We start from the raw sequence: 23,413 nt of genomic DNA on the forward strand, positions 1-23,413 counted from the left end.
ACTCACAGGACGTCCTCCGGCGTCACGGCGTCAGGCAGTTCCAGGGCATCCGTGCGCGGTGGGCCGCCGTGGGTCCACGGGGTCTCCTCCGGGTCCGGCAGCTTCGCGCCCATCCGCTGGTCGTGCTCGAACAGCGTCCACGCGATCCGCTCGCCCTTCTCCGGCACCGTGCCCTCCGCCGGGTCCTTCGAGCGGCCCATCTTGTCCAGGAGCCGCAGCACCAGCGCGCCGTCCGGCTCGCGGCGCACGAACTCCGCCGACTGCGGCTTGCCGTCGAGCGAGCGGTACGCCTTCACGCCCTCGCCCAGATGCGGCCGGTCGTCCGTGCGGACCGTGAGCAGGGGGCGGGGCGCCGGGCGCTTCGACTCCGTCCAGGCCATCGTGACCTCGGTGACCTCCGCGACGAACGCCTCGCCCGCGAGCCGCCGCCCCGCCATCACCAGCGGGTCGTCCAGGGCCTCCTGCGCCTCCAGCTGGCCCTGCGCCTGTTCGCGCGCCGCCAGCTTCGAGGCCGCGGTCACCGCGTCGTCCCGGCGCGGCTGCGGCGGCTCGCCCGCCGCGATCCGGTCCCGCTGGCCGGTGAACGACCAGCGGTCGCGGGTCCAGCGGTCGGGCACCCTGGCGCCCTCCGGGAGCTCCCGCAGCAGGTCGAGCGCCTGCCACACCGCGTACCAGGTCGGCCTCAGCTGCGTGAGGACGAGGCGGCGGATCTCCCGCTCGGCGCGGGTGAGTTCGGCGAGCCCGTCCTCGGCCGCCCCGCCGTCCTCGGCCGCGCCGAGCGCCTGCCGGGCCCGGTCGTAGCGCTCGATCGCGGGCGCGAGCAGCTTGTTGTCGAAGGCCGGGTCGGTCGCCGGACCGGCCGGCGGACACAGCAACTGCCCCTGCGCGTCCCGCCCCAGCTCGGCGCGGAGCGCCGCCTCCGCCCCGGACTCGCCGCCAGAAGGAGTGATCCAGGCGAGCAGCGTGCCCAGGTGCTGGTCCTCCAGGGAGGACTGACCGGTCGCCCAGTGCCGGTTCAGCAGATCGGTCGCCGCGACGAGCAGCGAGGAGCCCGGCACCCGGGCCCGCTCGCCGAAGTGGGTCAGCCAGCGCCCGAGCAGCGGCACGCGTGGCGGCGCCGGGAACGGCGTCTCCGGGTCCTGCTCGGCCGTGCGCCGGAACCGCATGGACCGCCCGAGGAGGCGCACGTACTCGACGCCGGCCCGGCTCGGCACCACCAACTGCGGTGCGTCCGCGCACAGTTCGACCTCGACCTTGACCTTCTTGCCGGTCTCCGGGTCGGTCTCGGACCGCTCGGCCGCCTCGACGACCTCGGCGAAGGAGTCCACGTACGGCAGGACCTCGTCGGCCAGTTCGGCGAGGAACGCGAAGCGCTGGTCCCGGTCGCGCGGCTGCGGCACGACGAGCAGCCGCGGCTCCTCCGGGTCCGTGCCCACCAGCGCGCCGAGCGGCGCACCGGCCTCACCGGACGTCGTCAGCGGTACGAGGACGAGCGGCCGTTCGGACAGATGCCGGTGCCGGACCGTGGCCAGCGGCTGGGCGCGGCCCGCCTCCACGGCCTCCATCCGGGCCAGGGTGCCGATCAGCGACATGCGGGGGCCTCCTCGGCAGGGGCGCGCCGAAGACCGGTCAGCAGGCGCATTCGACGACCTCCGCCGGGATACGGGCCGGAGCCGCCGCCAGCGCCTCCGCGCGCAGCGCCCGCGCCCGGCGCAGCGCCGCCACCGCCGGGTCGTCCGGGTCGCCCGCCTCGCCGCGCGCCGCCGCCAGGACCGCGCCGATCGTGGTCAGGCCGCCCAGCTCGCCCCGTACCGAACGCCCGAGGGCCGCCACCACGTCCGCCGAGCGGGCCCGCTCACGGCAGTGGAAGGCCAGCTCGCAGGCGGCCAGGCACTCCGGGGCGTAGGCGTGCGGCACGCACTCGACCGCCGAGGCCAGCTCCTCCGCCGAGCACTCGGCGACATCGAAGGTGACCCCCTCCGGCAGGGTGTCCGCGATCTCCTCGATCCGGGTCAGCCGGGTCAGCTGGCGGCGGGTGACCGCCAGCTGCTTGCGCACGTCCACGGCGGAGCCGGTCGGCAGGTTGGAGAAGTCCTTGGGGCAGACGAGCAGCACCTGGTGGGCCACCGCCGCGCCCTCCGTGAGCGCCGCGACCTTCTCGAGCGCCAGCACGTACACCGCGGCCTGCCGGGCCGCCGCGCCCGCCTTCGCCGCGTCCGCCGAACCGTCGATCATCGGGAAGGACTTGATCTCCACGACCGTCCACCGCCCGTCCGGCCGGACCACCACCGCGTCCGGCTCCAGATAGACCGGCGAGCCGGCCACCTCGAGGGCCAGCATCGGATGGTCGAGCAGCGCCCAGCGGCCCGCCGCCGTCGCCTCCCGCAGTGCGAGCGCGGTCCGCGCCGCCCGGCCCTCCGGGCCGGCGGCCGTCAGCTCCGGCAGGTCCACCTCCCCCGGCTCGGCGATGCCGAGCAGACCGAGCAGCTCGCGCCCGCCGTCCGCCTTCACCTTCGCCTCGAACGCGTTGCCGCGGGCGATCGCGAACTGCGACTGGCCGAAGCCGGACGGCGCGCCCAGCTTCGCGGCCAGCGCGGTCTTGTCGACCCCCGCCCCGTCGAGGATCGCCCGCCGCCGGCAGCCGGGGTTCGCGGCCAGGGCGGCCAGCGCCCGCGCGTCCAGCGGACGCGGCACGGCGGCCGGTCCGCGCAGCTCAGCGAGCCGATGCCGGAGTGTCGTCTGCGGCGGTCGGTGCGGGCCGCCGCCCAGGGATGCGCTCACCCGCGGAAGTCTCCCATCCGTCACTGACACGCGGGTGGTTTCGCTCCGATTCGCCCCCGAAGATCCGGTCCGCCAGTCGGTCCAGGGCCCGGCGCACGGGGGGCGTGAGCAGCAGTCCGGCCCCCATCACCGCCGCCCCGGCCACCGCGTCCAGGAAGTAGTGGTTGGCGGTGCCCATGACCACGAGCACGGTCAGCAGCGGGTAGGCCGCGCCGAGCACCCTCGGCAGCGGCGTCCGCCCGTACCGCCACAGCATCACCCCGCACCACAGCGCCCAGCCGACGTGCAGGCTCGGCATCGCCGCGTACTGGTTGGTGAACGAGCCGAGACCGCGCGGCGCGCTCGCCTCCCCGCCCCACCAGCCGTACGCGCTGAACCGCGCCATCGTGTCCACGAAGCCGTGCCCGGGGTCGAGCAGCCGCGGCGGGCAGGTGGGGAGCAGCGTGAAGCCGACCAGGCCGATCAGCGTGGCGAGCATCAGCCAGGTGCGGGCGGCCAGGTAGGCGGCGGGGCGGCGGCGGTACAGCCAGATCAGGACGGCGGGCGTGACCAGGTAGTGCAGGGACGCGTACGCGAAGTCGGCGGGGACGCCGAGCGCCGGGACCGTGGTGAACAGGCGGTTCAGCGGGCGCTCCAGGTCCAGCGCCAGGGTCTCCTCGATCCGCAGGATCGCCAGTCCGTGCCCGACGGCCGTGTCCGCGTCGCCGCGGGCGAGCAGCCGCCCGCAGGAGTAGGCCGCGTACACCGCGGCGATCAGTATCGACTCCGCCCACCGGCGTGGCCTGCGTCGCATGCCCGTCCCCCCGCTCCCGTCCGTACCCCGTCCGGTCGTGGGAGGACGCGGGCCGGGGCGGGGAGGTTGCCCGGCGGGCACCGCGAATTCAGCCGGGAGACGCGTGGGCGATGATGGGAGGGCACCCGCACGTGAAGATCTGGAGAGCCTCCATGGCACCGCGCATCCTGCTCGCCCGGCACGGCCAGACCGAATGGTCGCTGCTCGGCCGGCACACCGGCAGGACCGACATCCCCCTGCTCGACGAGGGCCGGCGCGGCGCCAAGCTCCTCGGCGAGCGGCTCGCCCGCGGGCCGTGGGCCGGCCTCGACGGAGTCGAGGTGCGCACCAGCCCGCTGGTGCGGGCCCGGGAGACCTGCGACCTGGCCGGCTTCGGCGAGCGCGCCGAGGACTGGGACGCGCTGATGGAGTGGGACTACGGGGCGTACGAGGGGATGACCCCGGCCGAGATCCAGAACGTGCGGCCGGGCTGGTTCATCTGGCGCGACGGCGTGCCGGACGGCGAGACGATGGCCGAGCTGTCGGCCCGCGCCGACCGGGTCGTGGAGTGGGCCCGCTCCGCCGACCGCGACGTGCTCGTCTTCGCGCACGGGCACATCCTGCGCTCGATCGGCGCGCGCTGGCTGGGCGAGGACGTGTCCTACGCGGCCCGCATCCGCCTCGACCCGACCAGCCTGTCGGTGCTCGGCTGGGCCTACGGAGCCCCGGCGATCGAGCGCTGGAACGACACCGGGCACCTGGAGTAGGCGGGCCGGCGGCGGCCGGGTGCGGGGGCCGGGCGGCGGGCCGGTGTCTTCGGGGCGGGCCCGCCGGGCCCGCCCCGGCCCTGCGGGTCGGTGCGCGGCGTCGCGCCCGGCTGCGCGCCGGGAACCGCCCCCGGCTTTCACCCCAGGTGGCTTGCGCGCCGGGGCGCCCGCCCGGGTACGCGCCGCAGCGCCCGCTTCGTGCTGCGGCTTCGCCCGCGGCTCGGCTTGCGGCTTGGCCTGAGGCTCGGCTTGTGGCTCGGCCCGCGGCTTGGCCTGTGGCTTCGCACGCGGCTCAGCCCACGGCTCCGCCCGCGGCTCAGCCCACGGCTCCGCCCGCGGCTCAGTGCGCGGCGATGACCTTGCGCGTCTCGCCGAGCAGGCTGCGGATACGGGCCGACTCGACGCCCGCCAGGGACTCCTCCACCCGCCGCACCTCCGCCGCCGCCTCGTCGGGGCGGCCCGCGCGGGCCAGGTTCCCGGCCAGCTGGGTGCGGTAGAGGGCGAGGTTACGGGCGAAGTGCGGGTCCTGCAGGACCGTGGCGCGCTGGGCGTGCCGGGCGGCGCGCGACCAGTCGCTGAGCAGCGACCAGCACAGCGCCTCCTGCGCCTCCAGCTCCGGCTCGCCGAAGAACGACATCCACTCGGGGTCGCCCTCGCCGGGGCCCCGCCCGAAGTGGGCGTGCGCCCGGCCGAGCGCCTCCGTGCAGGCGCCGCGGTCGCCGAGTCCGGCCCAGGCCCCGGCCTCCCGGAGGGTGAGCAGCGCGAGCAGCCGGTCGGAGGCGAGCGGCGCGGCGGCCCGCAGCCCGGCCTGGGCCGCCCGTACCGCCTCGCGGTAGCGGCCCGAGTCGCGGGCCAGGAACGAGGCGTTGCAGAAGGCGTGCGCCTCGAGCGCGGCGTCGCCGGCCATCCGGGCGGTGGCCAGGGCCTCGGCGTAGTGCGAGCGGGCGTCGTCGAGGCGGCCCGAGTCGTGGGCGAGCCAGCCGACGGAGATGGCGAGTTCGCCGGCCCCGTTGTGCAGCCGGTCGGCCGTGGCGCGGCGGGTGGTGACGCCCGCGTCGAGCAGGGCGTACGCGGAGCGCAGCGGCTGGGTGGCCCGCCGGTAGAGGCCCTCGGCGCCGTGCCGGTCGTCGAGCAGCCGGATCTGGCGGACCGCCTCCTCGACGGCGCGGACCTCGGCGTCGCCGACGCGGTGGACGCCACGGGGGGCCGGGATGCCCACGGCGGCGACGCCGCCGAGTCCCAGCGAGGCGGTCGCCAGGGTGGCGGTGCCGCCGGTCATGAATGCGCGACGCAGCACGTCGCTCTCCTCATCGTTCCGGGTGGTGAAGGCGAGGGGCGGCGGTGCCCCGGCCGCCACGGCGGCCGGCCGCCGGCCGCGAACGGCCTCCCGCGCCGAGAACCCCAGGTCCGCAAGGCTCAGTCCGGGGAACATGTGCAGGAAGACCCGCTCGTACGCGTAGTTCGGGCAGCGGATCTCGCCCGCCTCGACGCGGCCGATGTAGCGGGCGTCGCATGCGACCTGCTCGCCGATCTCCCGCGCCGCCCGGCGGACGGCCGCGGCGAACTCCGCCGGCGAACGCTGTCCGCGGAGCCTGCGGAAGGCGAGATTGGGAACTGCCCGTGACAACGCCATGGCCGAGCCCTCTCCTGGTGCTGCCGGTGTTCCGGCGGGGCAAGAACGTACCTGCTGTGACCGGTCGCCCACGCTGGGTTTGGCAACAAATCGGATATCTCGCACGCGATCTGCCATGAACTGCCATCCTTTGCGGCGGCGTGCCGCCGTAGCCGTTGACGCGGAGCGGCGTTGAACCATGCGGAGAGACGGAACGTGTCTCCTCTTCGAAAACGAGGAGGGTCCCATGGTGGAAATGGTGGAAGCCGGAGCCATCGGGCCGGTCGCCTCGCAGGCGTCGACCGAGCGGCACACCCCCACGCCGGACGCGAGCGCGTCCCCCGGCGCACCCGGGTTCCCGGGCGCGCCCGTCCCGCCGGCCGAGGGCCTCGCCGCGCCCTGCGACCTGGTGACGGTGCCGGCCCGGCAGGGCCTGGAGGCCGTGGACATCCTGCGCCGCGGCGGCGCCCCGGCGGTCGGCCCGGTGCTGCACGACGGGGCCTGCGACACGCTCGGCTTCCTGGTGCCGCCGGGCACCGCGGCGGGCTGGGACATGCCGGGCAGCGCGTGTACGAGGACGGACGGGCGCGGGCTGCGGATCCCGGAGCCGCCCGAGCTCCCCGGCCCCGACGGCGCCACCCCCCGCCCCGCCGACTGGCTGCTGCCGCCCGGGGAGAGCGAGGTCACCGACCCGGCGATGCTGCGTGCGGCCCTGGGGCAGGCGGCGCGGCTGATCGAGGCGGCGGACGGCTGTCGCTGACGGGCGCGCGGGCCGCCGCGGCCCTCCGGGGCGCCGGAGGCTCCTGCCTGCACCGATAATGGGGCCGTGGCCAGGAACAGACAGCGGGAACGGGCGGCGGAGGCCGTCGCGGTCGTCGAGACCGTCGACGGCGGGCTCGCCGAGCTCATACCCGACCGCGAGCGGCCGCGCGGCTGGACGCTGCTCATCGACGGCGCCCCGCAGTCGCACGTCGACCTCGACGACCCCGCGCACCTCTCCTTCGAGTACCAGCGACGCCTCGGGCACATCGCCGACCTCGTCGCCCCGCCGAACCGGCCGGTCCAGGCCGTGCACCTCGGGGGCGGGGCCTTCACGCTCGCCCGGTACGTCGCCGCCACCCGGCCCCGCTCCACCCAGCAGATCGTGGAGCTGGACGAGCCGCTGGTGCGTCTCGTGCGGCGCGAGCTGCCGCTCGACTCGGGCGCCCGGATCCGGGTCCGCTCCACCGACGCCCGCGCCGGGCTCGGCAAGGTCCAGGACGGCTGGGCGGACCTGATCATCGCCGATGTGTTCAGCGGCGCCCGCACCCCCGCGCATCTGACCAGTACGGAGTTCCTCGCCGAGGTACGCAGGGTGCTGCGGCCCGGCGGCTTCTACGCGGCCAACCTCGCCGACGGCCCGCCGCTGGCCCATCTCCGCGGCCAGATTGCGACGGCCGCCGCCGTCTTCCCCGAGCTGGCGCTCGCCGCCGACCCGACCGTGCTGCGCGGCCGCCGCTTCGGCAACGCCGTGCTGCTCGCCTCCGACCGCGAGCTGCCGGTGGCCGAGCTGACCCGGCGGGTCGCGACCGACCCGCACCCGGGGCGGGTCGAGCACGGGCGGGCGCTCGCCGACTTCACCGGCGGCGCGGCCGCGGTGACCGACGCCAGCGCCAAGCCCTCACCCGTACCGCCGGCGTCCGTCTTCAGATAGCGCGAACAGGGCGTCAGACAGCGCGCTCGTCGATCTCCACGTGCGGCGCCGAGTCGTGCCACAGGCAGAAGACGGAGATCTCCCGCCCGTCCTTGGTGAAGGTGACCCGGATCCAGGTGGTCTGCTTCCACACCTGCATCCGCCAGCCGGACTCGGGCGTCGCGTTCACCAGTTCCGCCGAGGACGGGCCCAGGTCGAAGACGGCGCGGCCGCCGTCCGTGCCGTAACTCCTCACGTTCCCGCCCGTGTCCGCCGACGGCTTCGCGGAGGCCGGCTGCCGGGGCGCGGCCGGGGGAGTGGCCGGCGGCTTCGACGCGGTGCCGGTGCCCGGAGTGGCGGAGGGCGTCGCGGTGGGCGCCGACGGGGACGGGTTCGCGGCCGAGGTGGGCGCGCCGATCGAGGCGGCGTCCGGGCCCGAGGCGCCGGACGGGATCGGCAGCGCGCGCGGCGGGTCGTAGACGGTGCCGGCCAGCACCGTGTGCACCCCCCACCAGGAGAGCGTGACCGCCGCGCCGGTGGCGAGCGACCATGCCAGGGCGTGAACAAGACCTCTTCGCACCGGCTCATCCTGCCATCCGTCCCGCCATCACCCGAATGGCGTACGGTGCGGGCCATGGCAAGTGTGCTCGTGGTCGAGGACGACCAGTTCGTCCGTTCCGCCCTCATCCGGCATCTCACCGAGGCCTCCCACACCGTGCGGAGCGTCGGGACGGCCCTGGAGGCGTTGCGCGAGGTCGCCCATCTCCGCTTCGACGTGGTCATCCTCGACCTCGGACTGCCCGATCTCGACGGGGCCGAGGCGCTGAAGATGCTGCGCGGGATCACCGACGTGCCGGTGATCATCGCGACCGCCCGCGACGACGAGACCGAGATCGTACGGCTGCTCAACGACGGCGCCGACGACTACCTGACCAAGCCGTTCTCCGTGGAGCACCTGTCCGCGCGGATGGCCGCCGTGCTGCGTCGGGCCCGTTCCTCGGCCGGCGAGGCGCCGCCGTCGCGGGAGATCCGGGTCGGCGGGCTCGCCATCGATCCGCTGCGCCGGCAGGCCGCGCTCGACGGGGCCGCCCTTGACCTCACCCGCCGCGAGTTCGACCTCCTCGCCTTCCTCGCCGGGCGGCCCGGGGTGGTCGTCTCGCGCAAGGAGCTGCTCGCCGAGGTGTGGCAGCAGGCGTACGGGGACGACCAGACCATCGACGTACACCTGTCATGGCTGCGACGGAAACTGGGCGAGACGGCCGCCCGGCCCCGCTATCTGCATACGCTGCGCGGGGTGGGCGTGAAGCTGGAGCCGCCGGCGGAGGCCCGCCCGTGAGATGGGCGCTCGTCAAGGTGTCCCTCGCCGTCACCGTGATGGTCGTGGTCGCCTTCGCCGTACCGCTCGGGCTCGTCGTCAAGGAGATGGCCCGCGACCGGGCCTTCTCGAACGCCGAGCGGCGGGCCTCGGGCCTGGCGCCGGTGCTCGCCATCACCACCGACCGCGAGCAGCTGGAGCGGGCCGTCGCCACCACCGACGACGGCGCGGAGGGGCGGCTCGCCGTCCATCTGCCCGGGCCGCCGGGCGGAAAGGGGCAGGGCGACGCGATCGGCACCCGGCGGGCCGGCGACGAGGACCTGGCCACCACCCGGGCGCTCGGGCGGGCGACGATCGCGGAGGTGCCGGGCGGTTCTGTGCTGCTCCAGCCCACCGCGGTCAGCTCGGGGCAGGTCGCGGTCGTCGAACTCTTCGTGCCGGAGGGCGAGGTCAGCAACGGCGTCGCCACCGCGTGGCTGGTGCTCGCCGCCGTCGGCGCAGCCCTGATCGTCGGCTCCGTCGCCGTCGCCGACCGGCTCGGCCTGCGCATGGTGCAGCCCGCGCAGCGGCTCGCCCGGGCCGCGCACGAACTCGGCGAGGGGCGGCTCGGCGCGCGGGTCCGGGAGGAGGGGCCGCCGGAGCTCAAGTCCGCGGCCGTCGCCTTCAACTCGATGGCCGACCAGGTCGTCCAGCTCCTCGCCAACGAGCGCGAGCTCGCCGCCGACCTCTCCCACCGGCTGCGCACCCCGCTCACCGTGCTCCGCCTCAACGCCGCCTCGCTCGGCTCCGGTCCGGCCGCCGAGCAGACCCGGGCGGCGGTCGAGCAGCTGGAGCGCGAGGTCGACACCATCATCCGTACGGCCCGGGAGGCCAAGCCGCAGACCCAGGCCACCGCGCCGGTCGCCGGCTGCGACGCCGCCGAAGTGGTGCGCGAGCGGATGGACTTCTGGTCGGCGCTCGCGGAGGACGAGGGCCGGAAGGTACGGGTCGCGGGCGTCGACCGTCCGGTCCGCATCCCGGTCGCGCGCCCCGAACTCGTCGCCGCGCTCGACGCCCTGCTCGGCAACGTCTTCCGCCACACCCCGGAGGGCACCGCCTTCTCCGTCGACCTCCACAACGGCGACGACGCCGTCATCGTCCTGGTCTCCGACGCCGGACCCGGCATCCCCGACCCCGGCGCCGCGCTCGCCCGCGGCGCGGGCAGCGGCCGCGACGGCTCCACCGGCCTCGGCCTCGACATCGTCCGCCGCATGGCGGAGACCACCGGCGGAGACGTCCGCATCGGCCACTCCGTCCTCGGCGGCACCGAGGTCCGCATCTGGATCGCCCTCGACGCGCGCCGGGCCCAGGTCCCGGCCCGGCGCCGGGGCCGCCGGGCCGGCGCGGGGCGCAGAGGGCGCTGACGCGGGGGTCTTCACCGCGCAACCTTTTCCCCTCCCGATGCCTTCCTTAAGCGGAGCCTAAGAATCCCAACCCCGTCCCGTCATCGGGCATTTGTCCGTTTCCGAGTCGCTAGCGTGCTGCCGCACCCACCACCCCCCACACCCCCCACACCCCACACACCCCCGGCACACAGAGGCAGGCACGCGATGGGCACCAGCGCACACCGGCGCAAGGCGAGCGTCAGGACCAAGGCGATCGGCGCGGTCGTCGCCGCGGCTGTCATCGGGGGCGCGGCGTTCGCGCTCTCCGGGACCGCGCAGGCCGCGTCCGTCGGGGCCGCGTACACCAGGACGAGCTCCTGGACCGGCGGCTACACCGGGCAGTACGTGGTCACCAATGAGACCGACGCGGCGCAGTCCGACTGGACGCTGGAGTTCGACCTGCCGGAGGGGACGACCATCGGGTCGCTGTGGAACGGCGAGCACACCGTGTCCGGGCGGCACGTCACCGTGAAGCCCGCGAGCTGGAACCGGCAGCTCGCGCCCGGGCAGTCCGTCACCGTCGGCTTCGTGACCTCCGCGGCCGGGCAGGCCGGCGACCCCGCCAACTGCCTCATCAACAAGGCCAGCTGCGCCGCCGGCGGCCCCGCGCCCACCCCGACCGGCCGTCCCACGACGACCGCGCCCACCCCGAGCCCGAGCACCACCAAGACCCCGACCCCCACGCCCACGCCGACCAGGACGGCCACGCCCACCCCCACCCCCACCACCCCGCCCCCGACCACCGGCTCCGCCACGTTCGCCCCGTACGTCGACACCTCGCTCTACCCCGCGTACGACCTCCTCTCCACCGTCGACCAGACCGGCGTCAAGGAGTTCAACCTCGCCTTCATCACCTCCGGCGGCAGCTGCACCCCGCTCTGGGGCGGGGTCACCGACCTCGCGTCCGACAAGGTCGCCGCGCAGATCGGCGCGCTGCGCGCCAAGGGCGGGGACGTGCGGGTGTCGTTCGGCGGCGCCGCCGGGCACGAGCTGGCGCTCAACTGCTCGACCGTGGACGCGCTGGCCGCCGCGTACGGCAAGGTCGTCGACCAGTACAGGCTCACCAAGGTCGACTTCGACATCGAGGGCGCCGCGCTCCCCGACACCGCCGCCAACACCCGCCGCTCCCAGGCCATCGCGCGGCTCCAGAAGTCCCACCCGGGCCTGAACGTGTCCTTCACCCTGCCGGTCATGCCCGAGGGCCTGACCCAGCCGGGTGTGGACCTGATCGCCGACGCGAAGCGGAACGGCGTCCGGGTCGACGCCGTGAACATCATGGCGATGGACTACGGGCCGGCCTACAGCGGCGACATGGGCACGTACGCGATCCAGGCCGCGACCGCCACCCAGGCCCAGATCAAGGGCGTCCTCGGGCTCTCCGACGCGGCCGCCTGGAAGGCCGTCGCCGTCACCCCGATGATCGGCGTCAACGACGTCTCCTCCGAGATCTTCAAGGTCGAGGACGCCACCCAGCTCGTGGACTTCGCCAGGTCCAAGGGCATCGGCTGGCTGGCGATGTGGTCGGCCACCCGCGACAAGCAGTGCGCGTCCGGCGCCGTGAACCACGCCGACCCGACCTGCTCCTCGATCCTCCAGCAGCCGCTGGCCTTCACGAAGGCCTTCGGCGCCTACAGGTAAGACCCCCGGCCACCGAGTCCACCCCTGGCCCCCACATCGCGCGCCCCGGACGGTCCCACCCCCACCATCGTCCGGGGCGCGCCCCTGCCCGGCGGGATCCGCGTCGACCTCACGAGGCCGGTGGCGACGCCCGGACGTGCCCCGAGTGCCGTACGCGTGAACGGACGGGAACGCGGGGCCGTTAGCATCGCGGGACGCTTGATGACGGGCAACGAAACGGAGTGGGTTGTGGCGCGACCGCGTATGGGTGTGGCGGTGCTGACGATGGGCACACGCCCGAAGGAGCTGCGGGCGCTGCTCGACTCGGTGGCCCGGCAGGACGAGCCGCCCGCCCGGGTCGTCGTGATCGGCAACGGCACCGGCTCGCTCGCCGAGCTGCCGGACGGCGTGCACGGCGTGGAGCTCCCGGAGAACCGCGGGGTGTCCGGCGGCCGTAACGTCGCCATCGAGACCCTCCGCTCCTTCGGCGACGTCGACGTCGTCGTGGACCTCGACGACGACGGCCTGCTCGTCGACACCGATGTCTTCCGGCGCCTCGCCGACCTGTACGAGGCGGAGCCGGCGCTCGGCATCGTCTCCTTCCGGATCGCCGACGAGCACGGCGAGACGCAGCGCCGGCACGTGCCCCGGCTCGGCGCGAAGGACCCGATGCGCGGCGGCGAGGTGACCACGTTCCTCGGCGGCGGCCACGGACTGTCGATGCGGATGCTCGACCAGGTCGGCGGCTGGCCGGAGGACTTCTTCTTCACCCACGAGGAGACCGACCTCGCCTGGCGCGCGCTCGACGCGGGCTGGACCGTGCGGTACGCGCCGGAGCTGCTGCTCCAGCACCCCAGGACCAGCCCGGCCCGGCACGCGGTCTACTACCGGATGACGGCCCGCAACCGCGTCTGGCTGGCGAAGCGGAACCTGCCGGCCCCGCTGGTCCCGGTCTACCTGGGCGTGTGGACCCTGCTGACGATCGCCCGCACCCGCTCGCTGCCGGGTCTGCGCGCCTGGTTCGGCGGCTTCTTCGAGGGCGTCCGCCGTTCCGGCGGGGACCGCCGGCCGATGAGCTGGGCCACGGTCTGGCGGATGGGCCGTCTGGGCCGCCCGCCGGTGATCTGAGACACACCCCGCCGAACGGCCCGGCCCCGCCCTCCCCGGAGGGCGGGGCCGGACCCGTATCCGCTCCGGAAAACGGTCGAGGCCCCGGTTCTTCCGAACCGGGGCCTCGACCCTCAGGGTGAGTGACGGGACTCGAACCCGCGGCATCCTGGACCACAACCAGGTGCTCTACCAGCTGAGCTACACCCACCATGACCGGTCATTCGCCCGAGGGCTTCCCTGACCGGCCGAGAAGAAGTCTACAGGGTCTTGGGGGGTGCTCGCGCACACGTTTCTTCTCGCGCGCGAGCAGGCCCCCTGGGATCTAGTGGTCGCCGGCGATCACGTGCCGGGCCGCGATCTGCTTCGCGGTCTCCGAGTCCGGGCCGGGCTGCGGCACGAAGATCGCCTCCCGGTAGTAGCGGAGCTCGGCGATCGACTCGCGGATGTCCGCGAGCGCCCGGTGGTTGCCGTTCTTCTCCGGACTGTTGAAGTACGCCCTCGGGTACCAGCGGCGCGCCAGTTCCTTGACCGAGGAGACATCGACGATCCGGTAGTGGAGGTGCGCCTCCAGGGCCGGCATGTCGCGGGCGAGGAAGCCGCGGTCGGTGGAGACCGAGTTCCCGCACAGCGGGGCCTTGCCGGGCTCCTTCACGTGCTCGCGGATGTACGCGAGGACCTGGGCCTCGGCGTCGGCGAGGGTGGTGCCCCCGGCCAGCGCGTCGAGCAGCCCGGACTTCGTGTGCATCTCGCGCACGATGTCCGGCATGGTCTCCAGGGCCGCGTCCGGCGGGCGGATCACGATGTCCACGCCTTCGCCGAGCACGTTCAGTTCCGAGTCGGTGACCAGCGCGGCCACCTCGATGAGTGCGTCGTCCGTCAGCGAGAGCCCGGTCATCTCGCAGTCGATCCACACCATGCGATCGTTCATGCGTCCTACCTTATGGCCGAAGGAGGGCCGGGGCCGAGGAACGGCCGCGGCCACGGAATGGCCGAAGGGCCCCTCGGGTGGTGTCCCGGGAGCCCTTCGGTTTCTCGGTGCGCGTTTTGTGGCGCGCGGTTCGGGGGGCCCGTTACGGGGCGCTCCGCTGGCCCGGGAGGGCCGGGCGGCCCGGCGTGAAGGCGTCCGACGGCGGCTTGCCGGGGTCCAGGAGGTGGCCCGGACGGCGCGCGGCCGCCGGGACCTGGGCCTGGGCCGGGACCACCGCGTCGAGCAGCGCCGTACCGCCCTCGCCCTGCGGCCGCCGGGCCCGGTACGCCGCCCGGTACGCGGCCGGCGAGGAGCCCAGCTGCCGCCGGAAGTGCCCGCGCAGGGCCACCGGCGAGCGGAAGCCGCAGCGCCCGGCGACCTCGTCGACCGAGTAGTCGGAGGTCTCCAGGAGCCGCTGCGCCTGGAGCACCCGCTGGGTGATCAGCCACTGCAGCGGCGCCGAGCCGGTCAGCGAGCGGAACCGGCGGTCGAAGGTCCGCCGTGACATGTACGCGCGCGCGGCGAGGGTCTCCACGTCGAACTGCTCGTGGAGGTGCTCAAGCGCCCAGGCGACGACCTCGGCCAGCGGGTCGGCGCCGATCTCCTCGGGTAAAGACCTGTCGAGGTAGCGCTCCTGACCGCCGCTGCGCCGCGGCGGGACGACCAGCCGGCGCGCCAGGGCGCCCGCGGCCTCCGTGCCGTGGTCGGTCCGCACGATGTGCAGACACAGATCGATTCCGGCCGCCGTGCCGGCGGAGGTCAGCACGTCGCCGTCGTCGACGAAGAGCTCCCGCGGGTCCACGTGGACCGACGGATAGCGCTTGGCGAGCGTCGGCGCGTACATCCAGTGCGTGGTCGCGGGGCGGCCGTCGAGCAGCCCGGCGGCGGCGAGGACGAACGCGCCGGTGCACAGGCCGACGATGCGCGCCCCCTCCTCGTGCGCCCGGCGGAGCGCTTCGAGTGCCTCCGGGGGCGGCGGCGAGGTGATGGAACGCCAGGCCGGCACGACGACGGTGCCCGCCCGGCTGATCGCCTCCAGGCCGTAGGGCGCGGTGAGTTCGAGGCCCCCGTGGTCCGCAGCGGGCCTTCCTCGCCGGCGCACACCAGCAGCCGGTAGCGCGGCACCCCCGCGTCCTGGCGGTCGATGCCGAAAACGGAGAGCGGGATGGAGCTCTCGAAGATGGGGCCACCGCTGAACAGCAGTACCGCGACGACTTCGCGACGGCGGCGCCCGGACAGCTTCCGTGCCGCCTCCGGTGCGGCGGAGTCCTGGCTCATGACGCTAAGCCCCCCTCGGTGTTGGCGTCTCCCTGGTCATGTGGATGTGCCACGTTTCCCCTCGGTTTTGCGCGAGACCCCAGTCTTCGGTATCCATGATCGAATCTACTGCGTCCCGTGGCGCCCGAGTGACAACTTCTCCTTCCGGCACATTGTCGACATGGCAACTTGGCGCGAAGCATTCGATCGGGAAGCCCAGTACAGCGCGGTGATGCCAGCACCTATGCGGGTTGAGCGGTCTTCGGCCAAGGACTCGCCGAGCATCGGAACTTGGCCGAAAACATACGGGATCGGCTGTGCGACCCTGTCAACTCCGCGAGTGGCGCTCCGTCCGCCGCTCGGCCCGCAGCCCGCGTTCCGAGCGCCGCAGCAGCACCCGGCAGGCCGCCGTGACGGCGGCGAGACCCAGCGCGGTGCCGGCCGCGCCGCCCAGGGACGTGCCGTAGACCAGCAGGACGACCGGCACCAGGACGCAGCAGAACACCGCCCAGCGCACCACGTCGCCCCCGGCGTCCGGTCCGCCGCCGTCGGGCACGCCGGTCTTCGGTACGCGGCTCTTCGGCACACCGCCGTCCGGCGCGGCCCGGCGGCGCCCGCGCGGGCCCGGGGTCCGCTCGCGCGCCGGGGCGGCGCCGGGGGGCACGCGGACCGCGGTGACCGTCTCTGCGGAGGCGAGCGCGGCGGGGTCAAGGGGGACGTCGGTGGCCATGGGTGACGGTGCGGGCACGGGCGGGCTCCCTGCGACGGTGACGTTGACCTGTGGAAACGAGGAGCGGAACGTTCCGGTCACTGCACGAGGCGTCCGTTTGGCCCCCGTACGGACACCTGTAAGGCACATCCGGCATTGCGCTACGGCGCGGGGCTCGTGCATGCTCCCTGGGACGCCGTAACGGCGTGCGGCGGTCGCCCCTGGGCAGGGGAGGAGTGTCGCCGTACCCTTGGGGGTATGGGCTTGGGAAGATGATTCCCGGACACAGCTCCGCCGCCAACCGTTGTTCCGCTCCCCTTCCTTTCCCGTCCCCTCCCAGAGGACCTTCTTCGCCGAGACACCGATGGCCGGTCACGAATTCCCCGAACCCGCGGACCGCAAGCGCGTCGCCGACTCCACGGTCGACCCCCTCGCGGTGGAACAGCCACGCCACTCCTGCGACCCGGCCTTCCGGCACGGGGTCGTCGTCGGCTTCGACGGCTCGACCTCCAGTGAGCGCGCCCTCGCCTACGCCATCGGCATGGCCCGCCGCTCCGGCTCCGGCCTGATCATCGTGCACGTCGCCAACCGGCTCCCCACCACCGTGTGGGCCGGCTGCGAGCCGCCGGTCTTCGTCGACGTCCCCGACCACCGCACCGAGGTCCTCGGCCTGGAGCTCGCCTGCGCCGAGCACCTCTCCGAGGTGCCCTGGATCCTCGTCGAGCGCGGCGGCGACATCTGCCACGAACTGGAGGAGGTCGGCCGGGAGTACTCGGCCGACGCGATCGTGGTCGGCTCGACCCACGGCATCGTCGGGCGGATCTTCGGCTCGGTGGCCGGCCGGCTCGCGCGCCGAGCGCAGCGCCCCGTGATCGTCATCCCGTAACGCCGGTCGACACCGCCGACGCCGTCGACTCGGTCAACACCGGTCACTGCGGCAACTTCCCTTTCGGGTCCCCCGTCAACTCCCTTGATTCGGCCATAATTTCGGCCTTCCTCAGGTGAATTGTGCGGTTGTGAAGGGTACATAAGAATCACCGGAACAAAGTGACCCAAGCAGCACAACTGCACACCTGAAGGGAGCCCGCCGTGTCCAATGAAGCCGCCGCGGGAAACAGCACCTCCACCCTCGGACACCTCGCACTCGGCCTGACCCTGCTGGCCTTCGGCATCGGCTCCACCGGCGTGATAGACCACGTCGGCGCGGGCGCTGCCGCGGGCCTGGCGACCTGGGTCGGCGGAGTCGCCCTGTTCCTCGTCGGGCTGCTCGCCCTCCGCGCCGGCAACACCGGTGAGGGCACGGCCTATTCGGCGCTCGGCGCCTTCTGGTTCACCTGGGGCACCGGGGTGGGCGACGCCGGTTCGGCCGAGGCCGCCGGGCTCTTCCTGCTGCTGTGGGCGCTGCTCGCGCTCACCCTCACCGTCGCCTCGGGCGGCAGCGGCCTCTTCGGCCAGGGTGTGTACGGGCTGCTCTTCGTCGGCCTGCTCCTGATGGGCATCGGCGCCCTCGCCGACAACTCGGGTCTCGGCAAGGCGGGTGGCTGGGTCGCCGCGGTGGCCGGTCTCGCGGCCTGGTACGGCGCGACGGCGGCGGTGGCCGGCTGGCCGACCTCGCTGGCCCGCGGGTCCCGCGCGGCCGCGGCGAGCTGATCCCGCGCCCGTACCCGTACCCGTAAGAGCGCAAAATGAGCGGCCTCTGTGCACCTGGGATGCACAGAGGCCGCTCGTATGTCCGGTCGACCACCGGGGGACAGGCCCGGTGGGCGGGGGGCCGGGGGACAGGCCCGGCGGCCCCGCTACTCGACCGTGACGGACTTGGCCAGGTTGCGCGGCTTGTCGATGTCGCGGCCCATGGCGAGCGCCGTGTGGTACGCGAGGAGCTGGAGCGGGATGCCCATCAGGATGGGGTCGAGCTCGTCCTCGTTCTTCGGCACGACGATGGTGTGGTCGGCCTTCTCCTGCGGCTGGTGCGCGACCGCGAGGATGCGGCCGCTGCGGGCCTTGATCTCCTCCAGGGCGCCGCGGTTCTTCTCGAGCAGATCGTCGTCCGGGACGATGGCGACCGTCGGCAGGGCCGGCTCGATGAGGGCGAGCGGGCCGTGCTTCAGCTCGGAGGCCGGGTAGGCCTCGGCGTGGATGTAGGAGATCTCCTTCAGCTTGAGGGAGGCCTCCAGGGCGACCGGGTAGCCCCGGACGCGGCCGATGAACATCATCGACTGGGCGCCCGCGTACTCCTTGGCCAGCTTCTTGATCTCGTCCTCGGACTTGAGGATCTCCTCGATCTGGCCGGGCAGCTTGCGCAGGCCCTCGATGATCCGCTTGCCGTCGGTGACGGACAGGTCGCGGATGCGGCCGAGGTGCAGGGCGAGCAGCGCGAAGGCTACCACCGTGTTGGTGAAGCACTTGGTGGAGACGACGCAGACCTCGGGGCCGGCGTGCACGTACATGCCGCCGTCGGCCTCGCGGGCGATGGCGGAGCCGACCACGTTGACCACGCCGAGGACGCGGGCGCCCTTGCGCTTGAGCTCCTGGACGGCGGCGAGCACGTCGTAGGTCTCGCCGGACTGGGAGACCGCGATGTAGAGGGTGTCGGGGTCGACGACCGGATTGCGGTAGCGGAACTCGGAGGCCGGCTCGGCGTCGGCGGGGATGCGGGCCATGGACTCGATGAGCCCGGCGCCGATCAGGCCGGCGTGGTACGAGGTGCCGCAGCCGAGGATCTTGATCCGGCGGATGGTGCGGGCCTCGCGCGGGTCCAGGTTCAGGCCGCCCAGGTGCACGGTGGAGAAGCGGTCGTCGATCCGGCCGCGCAGCACGCGGTCGACCGCGTCGGGCTGCTCGGAGATCTCCTTGTGCATGAACGTGTCGTGGCCGCCCATGTCGAAGGAGGCGGCCTCCCACTCGACCGTCTCGGGGGTGGCCGTGGTGGAGGCGCCCGAGGTGGTGTAGGTGCGGAAGTCGTCGGCCTTGAGGGTGGCCATCTCGCCGTCGTCGAGGGTGACGACCTGGCGGGTGTGGGCGATCAGGGCGGCGACGTCGGAGGCGACGAGCATCTCCTTCTCGCCGATGCCGAGGATGACCGGGGAGCCGTTGCGGGCCACCACGATGCGGTCGTTGAAGTCGGCGTGCATCACGGCGATGCCGTAGGTGCCCTCGATGTGCTTGAGCGCCTCGCGGACCTTCTCCTCCAGGGTCTCGGCCTCGGAGCGGGCGATCAGGTGGGTGATCACCTCGGTGTCGGTCTCGGACGCGAAGACGACGCCCTCGGACTCCAGCTTGGCGCGGAGCTCGGCCGCGTTGTCGACGATGCCGTTGTGGACGACCGCGACCTTGTTCTCGGGGTCCAGGTGCGGGTGCGAGTTCACGTCGCTGGGGGCGCCGTGGGTGGCCCAGCGGGTGTGGGCGATGCCGGTGGTGCCGGTGAAGCGCTTGGGGACCTTGGCCTCCAGGTCGCGGACGCGGCCCTTGGCCTTCACCATCTTGAGGCCGGAGGCCTTCGGGCTGGTGACGACCATGCCGGCCGAGTCGTAGCCGCGGTACTCGAGGCGCGCGAGGCCTTCGAGCAGCAGCGGGGCAACATCACGCTTACCGATGTAACCGACAATTCCGCACATAAAGGTGAAACCCCTCCAGGTTGATGACAGGTGCTGCTCAGCCGCGCTTCGTCCGCCTCAGCCGTAGACGATGCGGCGCAGTTGCCGCAGAGAGAGCTCCGGCGGCGCCACCGCGCGGTGCGGCAGTTCGGCCGCGATCCGCTCGAAGATCTCGGCGTTCACCGCCCCGCCGGACTGCAGTTCGCGATGGCGGCGGCGGACGAAGTCCTCGGTCGACTCGTCGAAGTACGCGAGGACGTCGAGGATCACCCGGGCGGCCTCACCACGCTGGAGCGAGGTGCTGCGGACCAGGTGGTCGATGAGGTCGTCGTGCGACGGGCGGCGTTCGAGCACCCGTGAATACTGAGGGGTACCCCAGGGTCCTGGCAAGAATCCTGCCCGATTTCGGGCAGGAGAGGGCGAGATCACGCCGCCAGACGGGCTAATTGGTCTACACCTTGACCCTCGGCGGGGCAGACGGTACGCATGGTGACTGTTCGGATACGCAACGCCCGTCGATAGGACTCACCTGTGAGACAGCGCAGAACGTTTCCGCTCCTCCTCTCCTCCCTGCTGCTGGCCGGCGCCGCCTTCTCCGGTTCGGACGCCGCCGCCGGGCCGGCCGCCGGGCCGGCCGCCGGGCCGGCCGCCGAGCCCGACGTGCGCCCGCTCGGCGACATCGTGCCCGCGCCCGCCTCCGTCGCCCCGGGCGGGGAGCCGTACACGCTCACCAGGGCGACCTCCATCCGGGTCGTGGACGAGTCCCGCGAGATCGGCCGCTATCTCGCCGGAGTGCTCCGCCCCTCCACCGGCTATCCGCTGCCCGTCGTCGACGACCACGCGGCCCGCGGCGGCATCCTGCTGCGGATCGACCCGCGCGCCACCGCCCTCGGCGACGAGGGGTACGAGCTGCGCTCCGGCCGCGGCGGCGTCACCCTCACCGCCCGCGCGCCCGCCGGGCTGTTCCGCGGCGTGCAGACCCTGCGCCAGCAACTGCCCGCCGCCGTCGAGCGGCGCACCGTGCAGTCCGGGCCCTGGAAGATCGCCGGCGGCACCGTCACCGACACCCCGCGCTTCGCCTACCGCGGCGCCATGCTCGACGTCTCCCGGCACTTCTTCACCGTCGACCAGATCAAGCGCTACATCGACCAGCTCGCCCTCTACAAGGTCAACGCCCTGCACCTGCACCTCAGCGACGACCAGGGCTGGCGCCTGGCGATCGACTCCTGGCCCCGGCTCGCCGAGTACGGCGGCTCCACCCAGGTCGGCGGCGGCCCCGGCGGCTCCTACAGCAAGGACGACTACCGCGAGATCGTCCGCTACGCCGCCTCCCGCTACCAGGAGGTCGTGCCCGAGATCGACATGCCCGGCCACACCAACGCCGCCCTCGCCTCCTACGCCGAGCTCAACTGCGACGGCGTCGCCCCGCCGCTCTACACCGGCACGAACGTCGGCTTCAGCTCGCTGTGCGTGCCGAAGGAGCGCACGTACGACTTCGTCGAGGACGTGATCCGCGAGCTCGCCGAGCTCACCCCCGGCCGCTACCTCCACATCGGCGGCGACGAGGCGCACTCCACCAGCCACGCCGACTACACGGCCTTCATGGACCGGGTCCAGCCGGTCGTCGCGAAGTACGGCAAGACCGTCATCGGCTGGCACCAGCTGACCGGCGCCCGGCCCGCGCCCGGCGCGCTCGCCCAGTACTGGGGACTCGACCGCAGGCCGGCGGCGGAGAAGGAACAGGTCGCGGCGGCCGGCCGGGCCGGGACCCGGATCATCCTGTCGCCCGCCGACCGGGCGTACCTCGACATGAAGTACACGAAGGACACGCCGCTCGGCCTCTCCTGGGCCGGATACGTCGAGGTGGACCGCGCGTACGACTGGGACCCGGGCACGCTGCTGCCGGGCCTGCCCGAGGAGGCGGTCGCGGGCGTCGAGGCGCCGCTGTGGACGGAGACGATCTCCGAGAGCGCCCACATCGACCGGATGGCCTTCCCGCGCCTGCCCGGCATCGCCGAACTGGGCTGGTCGCCGGCGGCCACGCACGACTGGGAGGCGTACCGGCTGCGGCTCGCGCGGCAGGGGCCGCGCTTCGAGGCGCTGGGCATCGACTACTACCGGTCGCCGCAGGTGCCGTGGGTGTAGGCCGTCACTAGGCCGGGTGGCGGGCTCTGGGTGCGCGGGCGGGTGCCGGTGCGGAGACTTGCGGCATGTCCGTGCCGTCAGGGGAACCGTCCCGGCCGGCGCCCGCCCCGCCGAGGGTGTCGTACGTCGACAAGGTGGCGTACATCGTGGCGCCGGGGACCATCGTCATCGGTCTGCTCTACTACTTCGGCAGCGTCTACACCGACACCTACTACGCGGCCTTCGGCGTGCCGGCGGCCGACCTCCAGCTCTCCGTCCAGACCTATCTGGCCAAGAGTCCGAGGGCGATCTTCGGCCCGGTGTGGTTCCTGCTGATCTGCGGACTGGTCGTGGTGCTCGTGCTCGGCCGGGTCGGCCTCCTGCTCGACCGCCCCGGGAGGGAGCAACGGCGCCGCACGGTGTGCTGGGCGCTGCTCGTCGTCGGCCTCCTCATGACGCTGCTCGGACTGCCGATCTTCTTCGGATGGCGGATCCCGCTGCCCTTCCCCGACGACTGGTGGTTCACCCGGTTCGTCCCGCCCTGCCTCGTGGCCCTCGGCGCGACCCTGGCGTTCTTCGCCGTGCAGCAGCGCCTTCAGCGGATCGGCGAGGATCCGCGTCGGCGGGACGGGACCGCCGACCGGATGTGGACCGCCGGCGGCGCCCTGCTGATCGGGCTGCTCGCGATGAGCCTGTTCTTCGGCATGTCCCAGTACGTCGTCGACTCGGCGAAGAGCGAGGCCTGGGGGGTCATCGAAGGGGGGAGTCGAGCGAGCCTGCACGTGGTGGTCTACTCGCGCATCCCGATCACGCACGACGCGCACGGCATCACGTACAAGGACATGGGCGCCGACAGGGGCCCGTTCCGGCACCGGTACGTCGGATTCCGCCTGCTCGTGAAGTCCCCGTCCCGCTTCTACCTGGTCTCCCACACGGCTCGGGAGGCGGACTACCAGACGGTCGTGCTGCCCGACGACGACACGGTGCGCGTGGCGCTGACCTCGCCCTAGGGCTCCGTCTCGGTGTCGGTCTCCGTCTCGGTCGGCTCGGTCGGCAGCGGCGTGTCTGTCGGGGTCGGCTCGGTGGGGAGCGGGGTCTCCGACGGCGACACCGTCTCCGTGGGGGAGTCCTCGACCGCCTCGCCGGAGAAGGGGACGGTGAGCGTCTCCCCCTGCGAGGTCTGGACCGTCAGCGTTCCGGTGTAGGACCCCGGCTGGTACGCGGTGTGCTGGACGGTCATCTCGCACGACTCGTCGGGGGCCAGTGTGCCGGTGCAGGTACCGAGGTCCGCCGTCGTCTCGCCCGCCTCGGGGTCGTCGTCGCTCGTCTGCGGGGGCGCGAAGTTCATGGGCTCGCGCGAGGAGTTCTTGACCTTCATCTTCCCGCTCCTCGGCTCGCCCACCTTGGCGGTCGGCATACGGGCGGGCGCGGCCTGACCGCCTCCGCCCTTCCCCGGGTAGAGGGTCCCGATCGAGTCTCCGGAGTCCGGCTCGGGGCTCGGCGTCGGCGCATCCGTGGTCTCCGTCGGGACACCGTTGCCGTTCTCTCCGTTTGCCCCACAGGCGGCGGCCGTCGCGGCGAGGGCGACGACGAGGGCCGTTCCGGCGAGACCGCGGGCGATTCGAGTCATCACCCGGCCAAGCTTCCACAGGCACGGTGAGTAGTCGACGGGATCCCGGCTGTGGCACAGGGT

The 23,413-nt window shown here is 73.5% G+C and carries 21 protein-coding genes, 1 tRNA gene and 1 pseudogene; 11 read left to right on the top strand and 12 right to left on the bottom strand.

Going from position 1 to position 23,413, the window contains the following annotated elements:
• Window positions 1-2: 2 nt before the first annotated feature.
• Genes AB0M18_RS11830 through AB0M18_RS11840 form a run of 3 tightly spaced genes read right to left on the bottom strand, consistent with a single transcriptional unit; the run spans window position 3 to window position 3,574 of the window.
• A complete protein-coding gene (locus AB0M18_RS11830) occupies window positions 3-1,592 on the bottom strand; it encodes a hypothetical protein (RefSeq protein WP_365756691.1) in 1,590 nt (529 codons plus the stop codon).
• A 37-nt stretch (window positions 1,593-1,629) separates the two neighbouring features.
• Window positions 1,630-2,781, bottom strand: a complete 1,152-nt coding sequence (locus AB0M18_RS11835) for a hypothetical protein (RefSeq protein ID WP_365756692.1) — start codon at window positions 2,779-2,781, stop codon at window positions 1,630-1,632.
• Complete coding sequence (locus AB0M18_RS11840; protein WP_365756693.1) at window positions 2,714-3,574, bottom strand: phosphatase PAP2 family protein; 861 nt, start codon at window positions 3,572-3,574, stop codon at window positions 2,714-2,716. Before AB0M18_RS11840 ends, AB0M18_RS11835 begins: the two co-directional genes overlap by 68 nt.
• A 152-nt stretch (window positions 3,575-3,726) precedes the next feature.
• Here AB0M18_RS11840 and AB0M18_RS11845 point away from each other — a divergent pair, with 152 nt between their 5' ends.
• Entirely contained in the window at window positions 3,727-4,320 is a 594-nt protein-coding gene (locus tag AB0M18_RS11845) for a histidine phosphatase family protein (protein WP_365756694.1), read from the top strand.
• Window positions 4,321-4,660: 340 nt separating this feature from the next.
• Here the strand turns inward: AB0M18_RS11845 and AB0M18_RS11850 are convergent, their stop codons facing one another.
• Window positions 4,661-5,953, bottom strand: coding sequence for a tetratricopeptide repeat protein (locus AB0M18_RS11850; RefSeq protein WP_365756695.1), 1,293 nt, complete (start codon window positions 5,951-5,953; stop codon window positions 4,661-4,663).
• 226 nt (window positions 5,954-6,179) lie between these two features.
• Between AB0M18_RS11850 and AB0M18_RS11855 the strand changes: the two genes are divergently transcribed.
• Both AB0M18_RS11855 and AB0M18_RS11860 read left to right on the top strand, forming a co-directional pair.
• Window positions 6,180-6,692, top strand: coding sequence for a hypothetical protein (locus AB0M18_RS11855; RefSeq protein ID WP_365756696.1), 513 nt, complete (start codon window positions 6,180-6,182; stop codon window positions 6,690-6,692).
• Window positions 6,693-6,758: 66 nt separating this feature from the next.
• Window positions 6,759-7,625: a fused MFS/spermidine synthase gene (locus AB0M18_RS11860; RefSeq protein WP_365756697.1), complete on the top strand. Its 867-nt coding sequence runs from the start codon at window positions 6,759-6,761 to the stop codon at window positions 7,623-7,625.
• Between the two features lie 13 nt (window positions 7,626-7,638).
• Here AB0M18_RS11860 and AB0M18_RS11865 read toward each other — a convergent pair whose 3' ends face one another.
• Window positions 7,639-8,184: a hypothetical protein gene (locus AB0M18_RS11865; protein ID WP_365756698.1), complete on the bottom strand. Its 546-nt coding sequence runs from the start codon at window positions 8,182-8,184 to the stop codon at window positions 7,639-7,641.
• A 54-nt stretch (window positions 8,185-8,238) separates the two neighbouring features.
• Here AB0M18_RS11865 and AB0M18_RS11870 point away from each other — a divergent pair, with 54 nt between their 5' ends.
• From AB0M18_RS11870 to AB0M18_RS11885, 4 genes are all read left to right on the top strand, one after another.
• Window positions 8,239-8,940 carry a response regulator transcription factor gene (locus AB0M18_RS11870; RefSeq protein WP_365756699.1) on the top strand — a complete coding sequence of 234 codons (702 nt, stop codon included), beginning with the start codon at window positions 8,239-8,241 and terminating at the stop codon, window positions 8,938-8,940.
• Entirely contained in the window at window positions 8,937-10,322 is a 1,386-nt protein-coding gene (locus tag AB0M18_RS11875; protein ID WP_365756700.1) for a HAMP domain-containing sensor histidine kinase, read from the top strand. The genes AB0M18_RS11870 and AB0M18_RS11875 overlap by 4 nt, the downstream gene beginning before the upstream one ends.
• Before the next feature lie 186 nt (window positions 10,323-10,508).
• Entirely contained in the window at window positions 10,509-11,981 is a 1,473-nt protein-coding gene (locus AB0M18_RS11880) for a cellulose binding domain-containing protein (protein WP_365756701.1), read from the top strand.
• A 228-nt stretch (window positions 11,982-12,209) separates the two neighbouring features.
• Window positions 12,210-13,088 (top strand): glycosyltransferase family 2 protein, encoded by an 879-nt coding sequence (locus AB0M18_RS11885; RefSeq protein ID WP_365756702.1) that lies wholly within the window; start codon window positions 12,210-12,212, stop codon window positions 13,086-13,088.
• Between the two features lie 117 nt (window positions 13,089-13,205).
• Here AB0M18_RS11885 and AB0M18_RS11890 read toward each other — a convergent pair.
• The 4 genes and pseudogenes from AB0M18_RS11890 to AB0M18_RS11905 all read right to left on the bottom strand — a co-directional run bounded on the left by AB0M18_RS11890 (window position 13,206) and on the right by AB0M18_RS11905 (window position 15,850).
• Window positions 13,206-13,278 (bottom strand) — tRNA-His (locus AB0M18_RS11890).
• 114 nt (window positions 13,279-13,392) lie between these two features.
• Window positions 13,393-13,998 carry an oligoribonuclease gene (gene orn, locus AB0M18_RS11895; RefSeq protein ID WP_365756703.1) on the bottom strand — a complete coding sequence of 202 codons (606 nt, stop codon included), beginning with the start codon at window positions 13,996-13,998 and terminating at the stop codon, window positions 13,393-13,395.
• A gap of 142 nt (window positions 13,999-14,140) precedes the next feature.
• Window positions 14,141-15,315: pseudogene (locus AB0M18_RS11900) on the bottom strand (helix-turn-helix domain-containing protein).
• 307 nt (window positions 15,316-15,622) lie between these two features.
• A complete protein-coding gene (locus AB0M18_RS11905; protein ID WP_365756988.1) occupies window positions 15,623-15,850 on the bottom strand; it encodes a hypothetical protein in 228 nt (75 codons plus the stop codon).
• Window positions 15,851-16,367: 517 nt separating this feature from the next.
• On the opposite strand from AB0M18_RS11905, the gene AB0M18_RS11910 reads away from it, so the two are divergent.
• Both AB0M18_RS11910 and AB0M18_RS11915 read left to right on the top strand, forming a co-directional pair.
• Entirely contained in the window at window positions 16,368-16,889 is a 522-nt protein-coding gene (locus AB0M18_RS11910) for a universal stress protein (protein WP_024758120.1), read from the top strand.
• A 203-nt stretch (window positions 16,890-17,092) separates the two neighbouring features.
• Window positions 17,093-17,653, top strand: a complete 561-nt coding sequence (locus AB0M18_RS11915) for a GPR1/FUN34/YaaH family transporter (protein ID WP_365756704.1) — start codon at window positions 17,093-17,095, stop codon at window positions 17,651-17,653.
• A 146-nt stretch (window positions 17,654-17,799) separates the two neighbouring features.
• Here the strand turns inward: AB0M18_RS11915 and glmS are convergent, their stop codons facing one another.
• On the bottom strand, window positions 17,800-19,617 hold the full coding sequence (glmS, locus tag AB0M18_RS11920; protein ID WP_365756705.1) for a glutamine--fructose-6-phosphate transaminase (isomerizing): 1,818 nt from the start codon (window positions 19,615-19,617) through the stop codon (window positions 17,800-17,802).
• A 57-nt stretch (window positions 19,618-19,674) separates the two neighbouring features.
• The gene (locus AB0M18_RS11925) at window positions 19,675-19,950 is read right to left on the bottom strand and encodes a hypothetical protein (protein WP_265862652.1); all 276 of its coding nucleotides are present in this window, start codon (window positions 19,948-19,950) and stop codon (window positions 19,675-19,677) included.
• A gap of 177 nt (window positions 19,951-20,127) precedes the next feature.
• Here AB0M18_RS11925 and AB0M18_RS11930 point away from each other — a divergent pair, with 177 nt between their 5' ends.
• Both AB0M18_RS11930 and AB0M18_RS11935 read left to right on the top strand, forming a co-directional pair.
• The gene (locus AB0M18_RS11930) at window positions 20,128-21,741 is read left to right on the top strand and encodes a beta-N-acetylhexosaminidase (protein WP_365756706.1); all 1,614 of its coding nucleotides are present in this window, start codon (window positions 20,128-20,130) and stop codon (window positions 21,739-21,741) included.
• Between the two features lie 65 nt (window positions 21,742-21,806).
• A complete protein-coding gene (locus AB0M18_RS11935) occupies window positions 21,807-22,730 on the top strand; it encodes a hypothetical protein (RefSeq protein ID WP_365756708.1) in 924 nt (307 codons plus the stop codon).
• On the opposite strand, the gene AB0M18_RS11940 is transcribed toward AB0M18_RS11935, so the two are convergent.
• Window positions 22,727-23,350 carry a hypothetical protein gene (locus tag AB0M18_RS11940; protein WP_365756710.1) on the bottom strand — a complete coding sequence of 208 codons (624 nt, stop codon included), beginning with the start codon at window positions 23,348-23,350 and terminating at the stop codon, window positions 22,727-22,729. The two genes, AB0M18_RS11935 and AB0M18_RS11940, sit on opposite strands and share 4 nt — an antisense overlap.
• Window positions 23,351-23,413: the final 63 nt, after the last annotated feature.

Source organism: Streptomyces sp. NPDC051909 (assembly GCF_040681095.1).
GTDB lineage: Bacteria > Actinomycetota > Actinomycetes > Streptomycetales > Streptomycetaceae > Streptomyces.

Excerpts from the sequence above, each read along its gene's own strand:
- AB0M18_RS11830 (WP_365756691.1), bottom strand. The coding sequence starts at position 1,592 with ATGTCGCTGATCGGCACCCTGGCCCGGATGGAGGCCGTGGAGGCGGGC.
- AB0M18_RS11840 (WP_365756693.1), bottom strand. The coding sequence starts at position 3,574 with ATGCGACGCAGGCCACGCCGGTGGGCGGAGTCGATACTGATCGCCGCG.
- AB0M18_RS11845 (WP_365756694.1), top strand. The coding sequence starts at position 3,727 with ATGGCACCGCGCATCCTGCTCGCCCGGCACGGCCAGACCGAATGGTCG.
- AB0M18_RS11850 (WP_365756695.1), bottom strand. The coding sequence starts at position 5,953 with ATGGCGTTGTCACGGGCAGTTCCCAATCTCGCCTTCCGCAGGCTCCGC.
- AB0M18_RS11855 (WP_365756696.1), top strand. The coding sequence starts at position 6,180 with ATGGTGGAAATGGTGGAAGCCGGAGCCATCGGGCCGGTCGCCTCGCAG.
- AB0M18_RS11870 (WP_365756699.1), top strand. The coding sequence starts at position 8,239 with ATGGCAAGTGTGCTCGTGGTCGAGGACGACCAGTTCGTCCGTTCCGCC.
- AB0M18_RS11880 (WP_365756701.1), top strand. The coding sequence starts at position 10,509 with ATGGGCACCAGCGCACACCGGCGCAAGGCGAGCGTCAGGACCAAGGCG.
- orn (WP_365756703.1), bottom strand. The coding sequence starts at position 13,998 with ATGAACGATCGCATGGTGTGGATCGACTGCGAGATGACCGGGCTCTCG.
- AB0M18_RS11910 (WP_024758120.1), top strand. The coding sequence starts at position 16,368 with ATGGCCGGTCACGAATTCCCCGAACCCGCGGACCGCAAGCGCGTCGCC.
- glmS (WP_365756705.1), bottom strand. The coding sequence starts at position 19,617 with ATGTGCGGAATTGTCGGTTACATCGGTAAGCGTGATGTTGCCCCGCTG.
- AB0M18_RS11935 (WP_365756708.1), top strand. The coding sequence starts at position 21,807 with ATGTCCGTGCCGTCAGGGGAACCGTCCCGGCCGGCGCCCGCCCCGCCG.
- AB0M18_RS11940 (WP_365756710.1), bottom strand. The coding sequence starts at position 23,350 with ATGACTCGAATCGCCCGCGGTCTCGCCGGAACGGCCCTCGTCGTCGCC.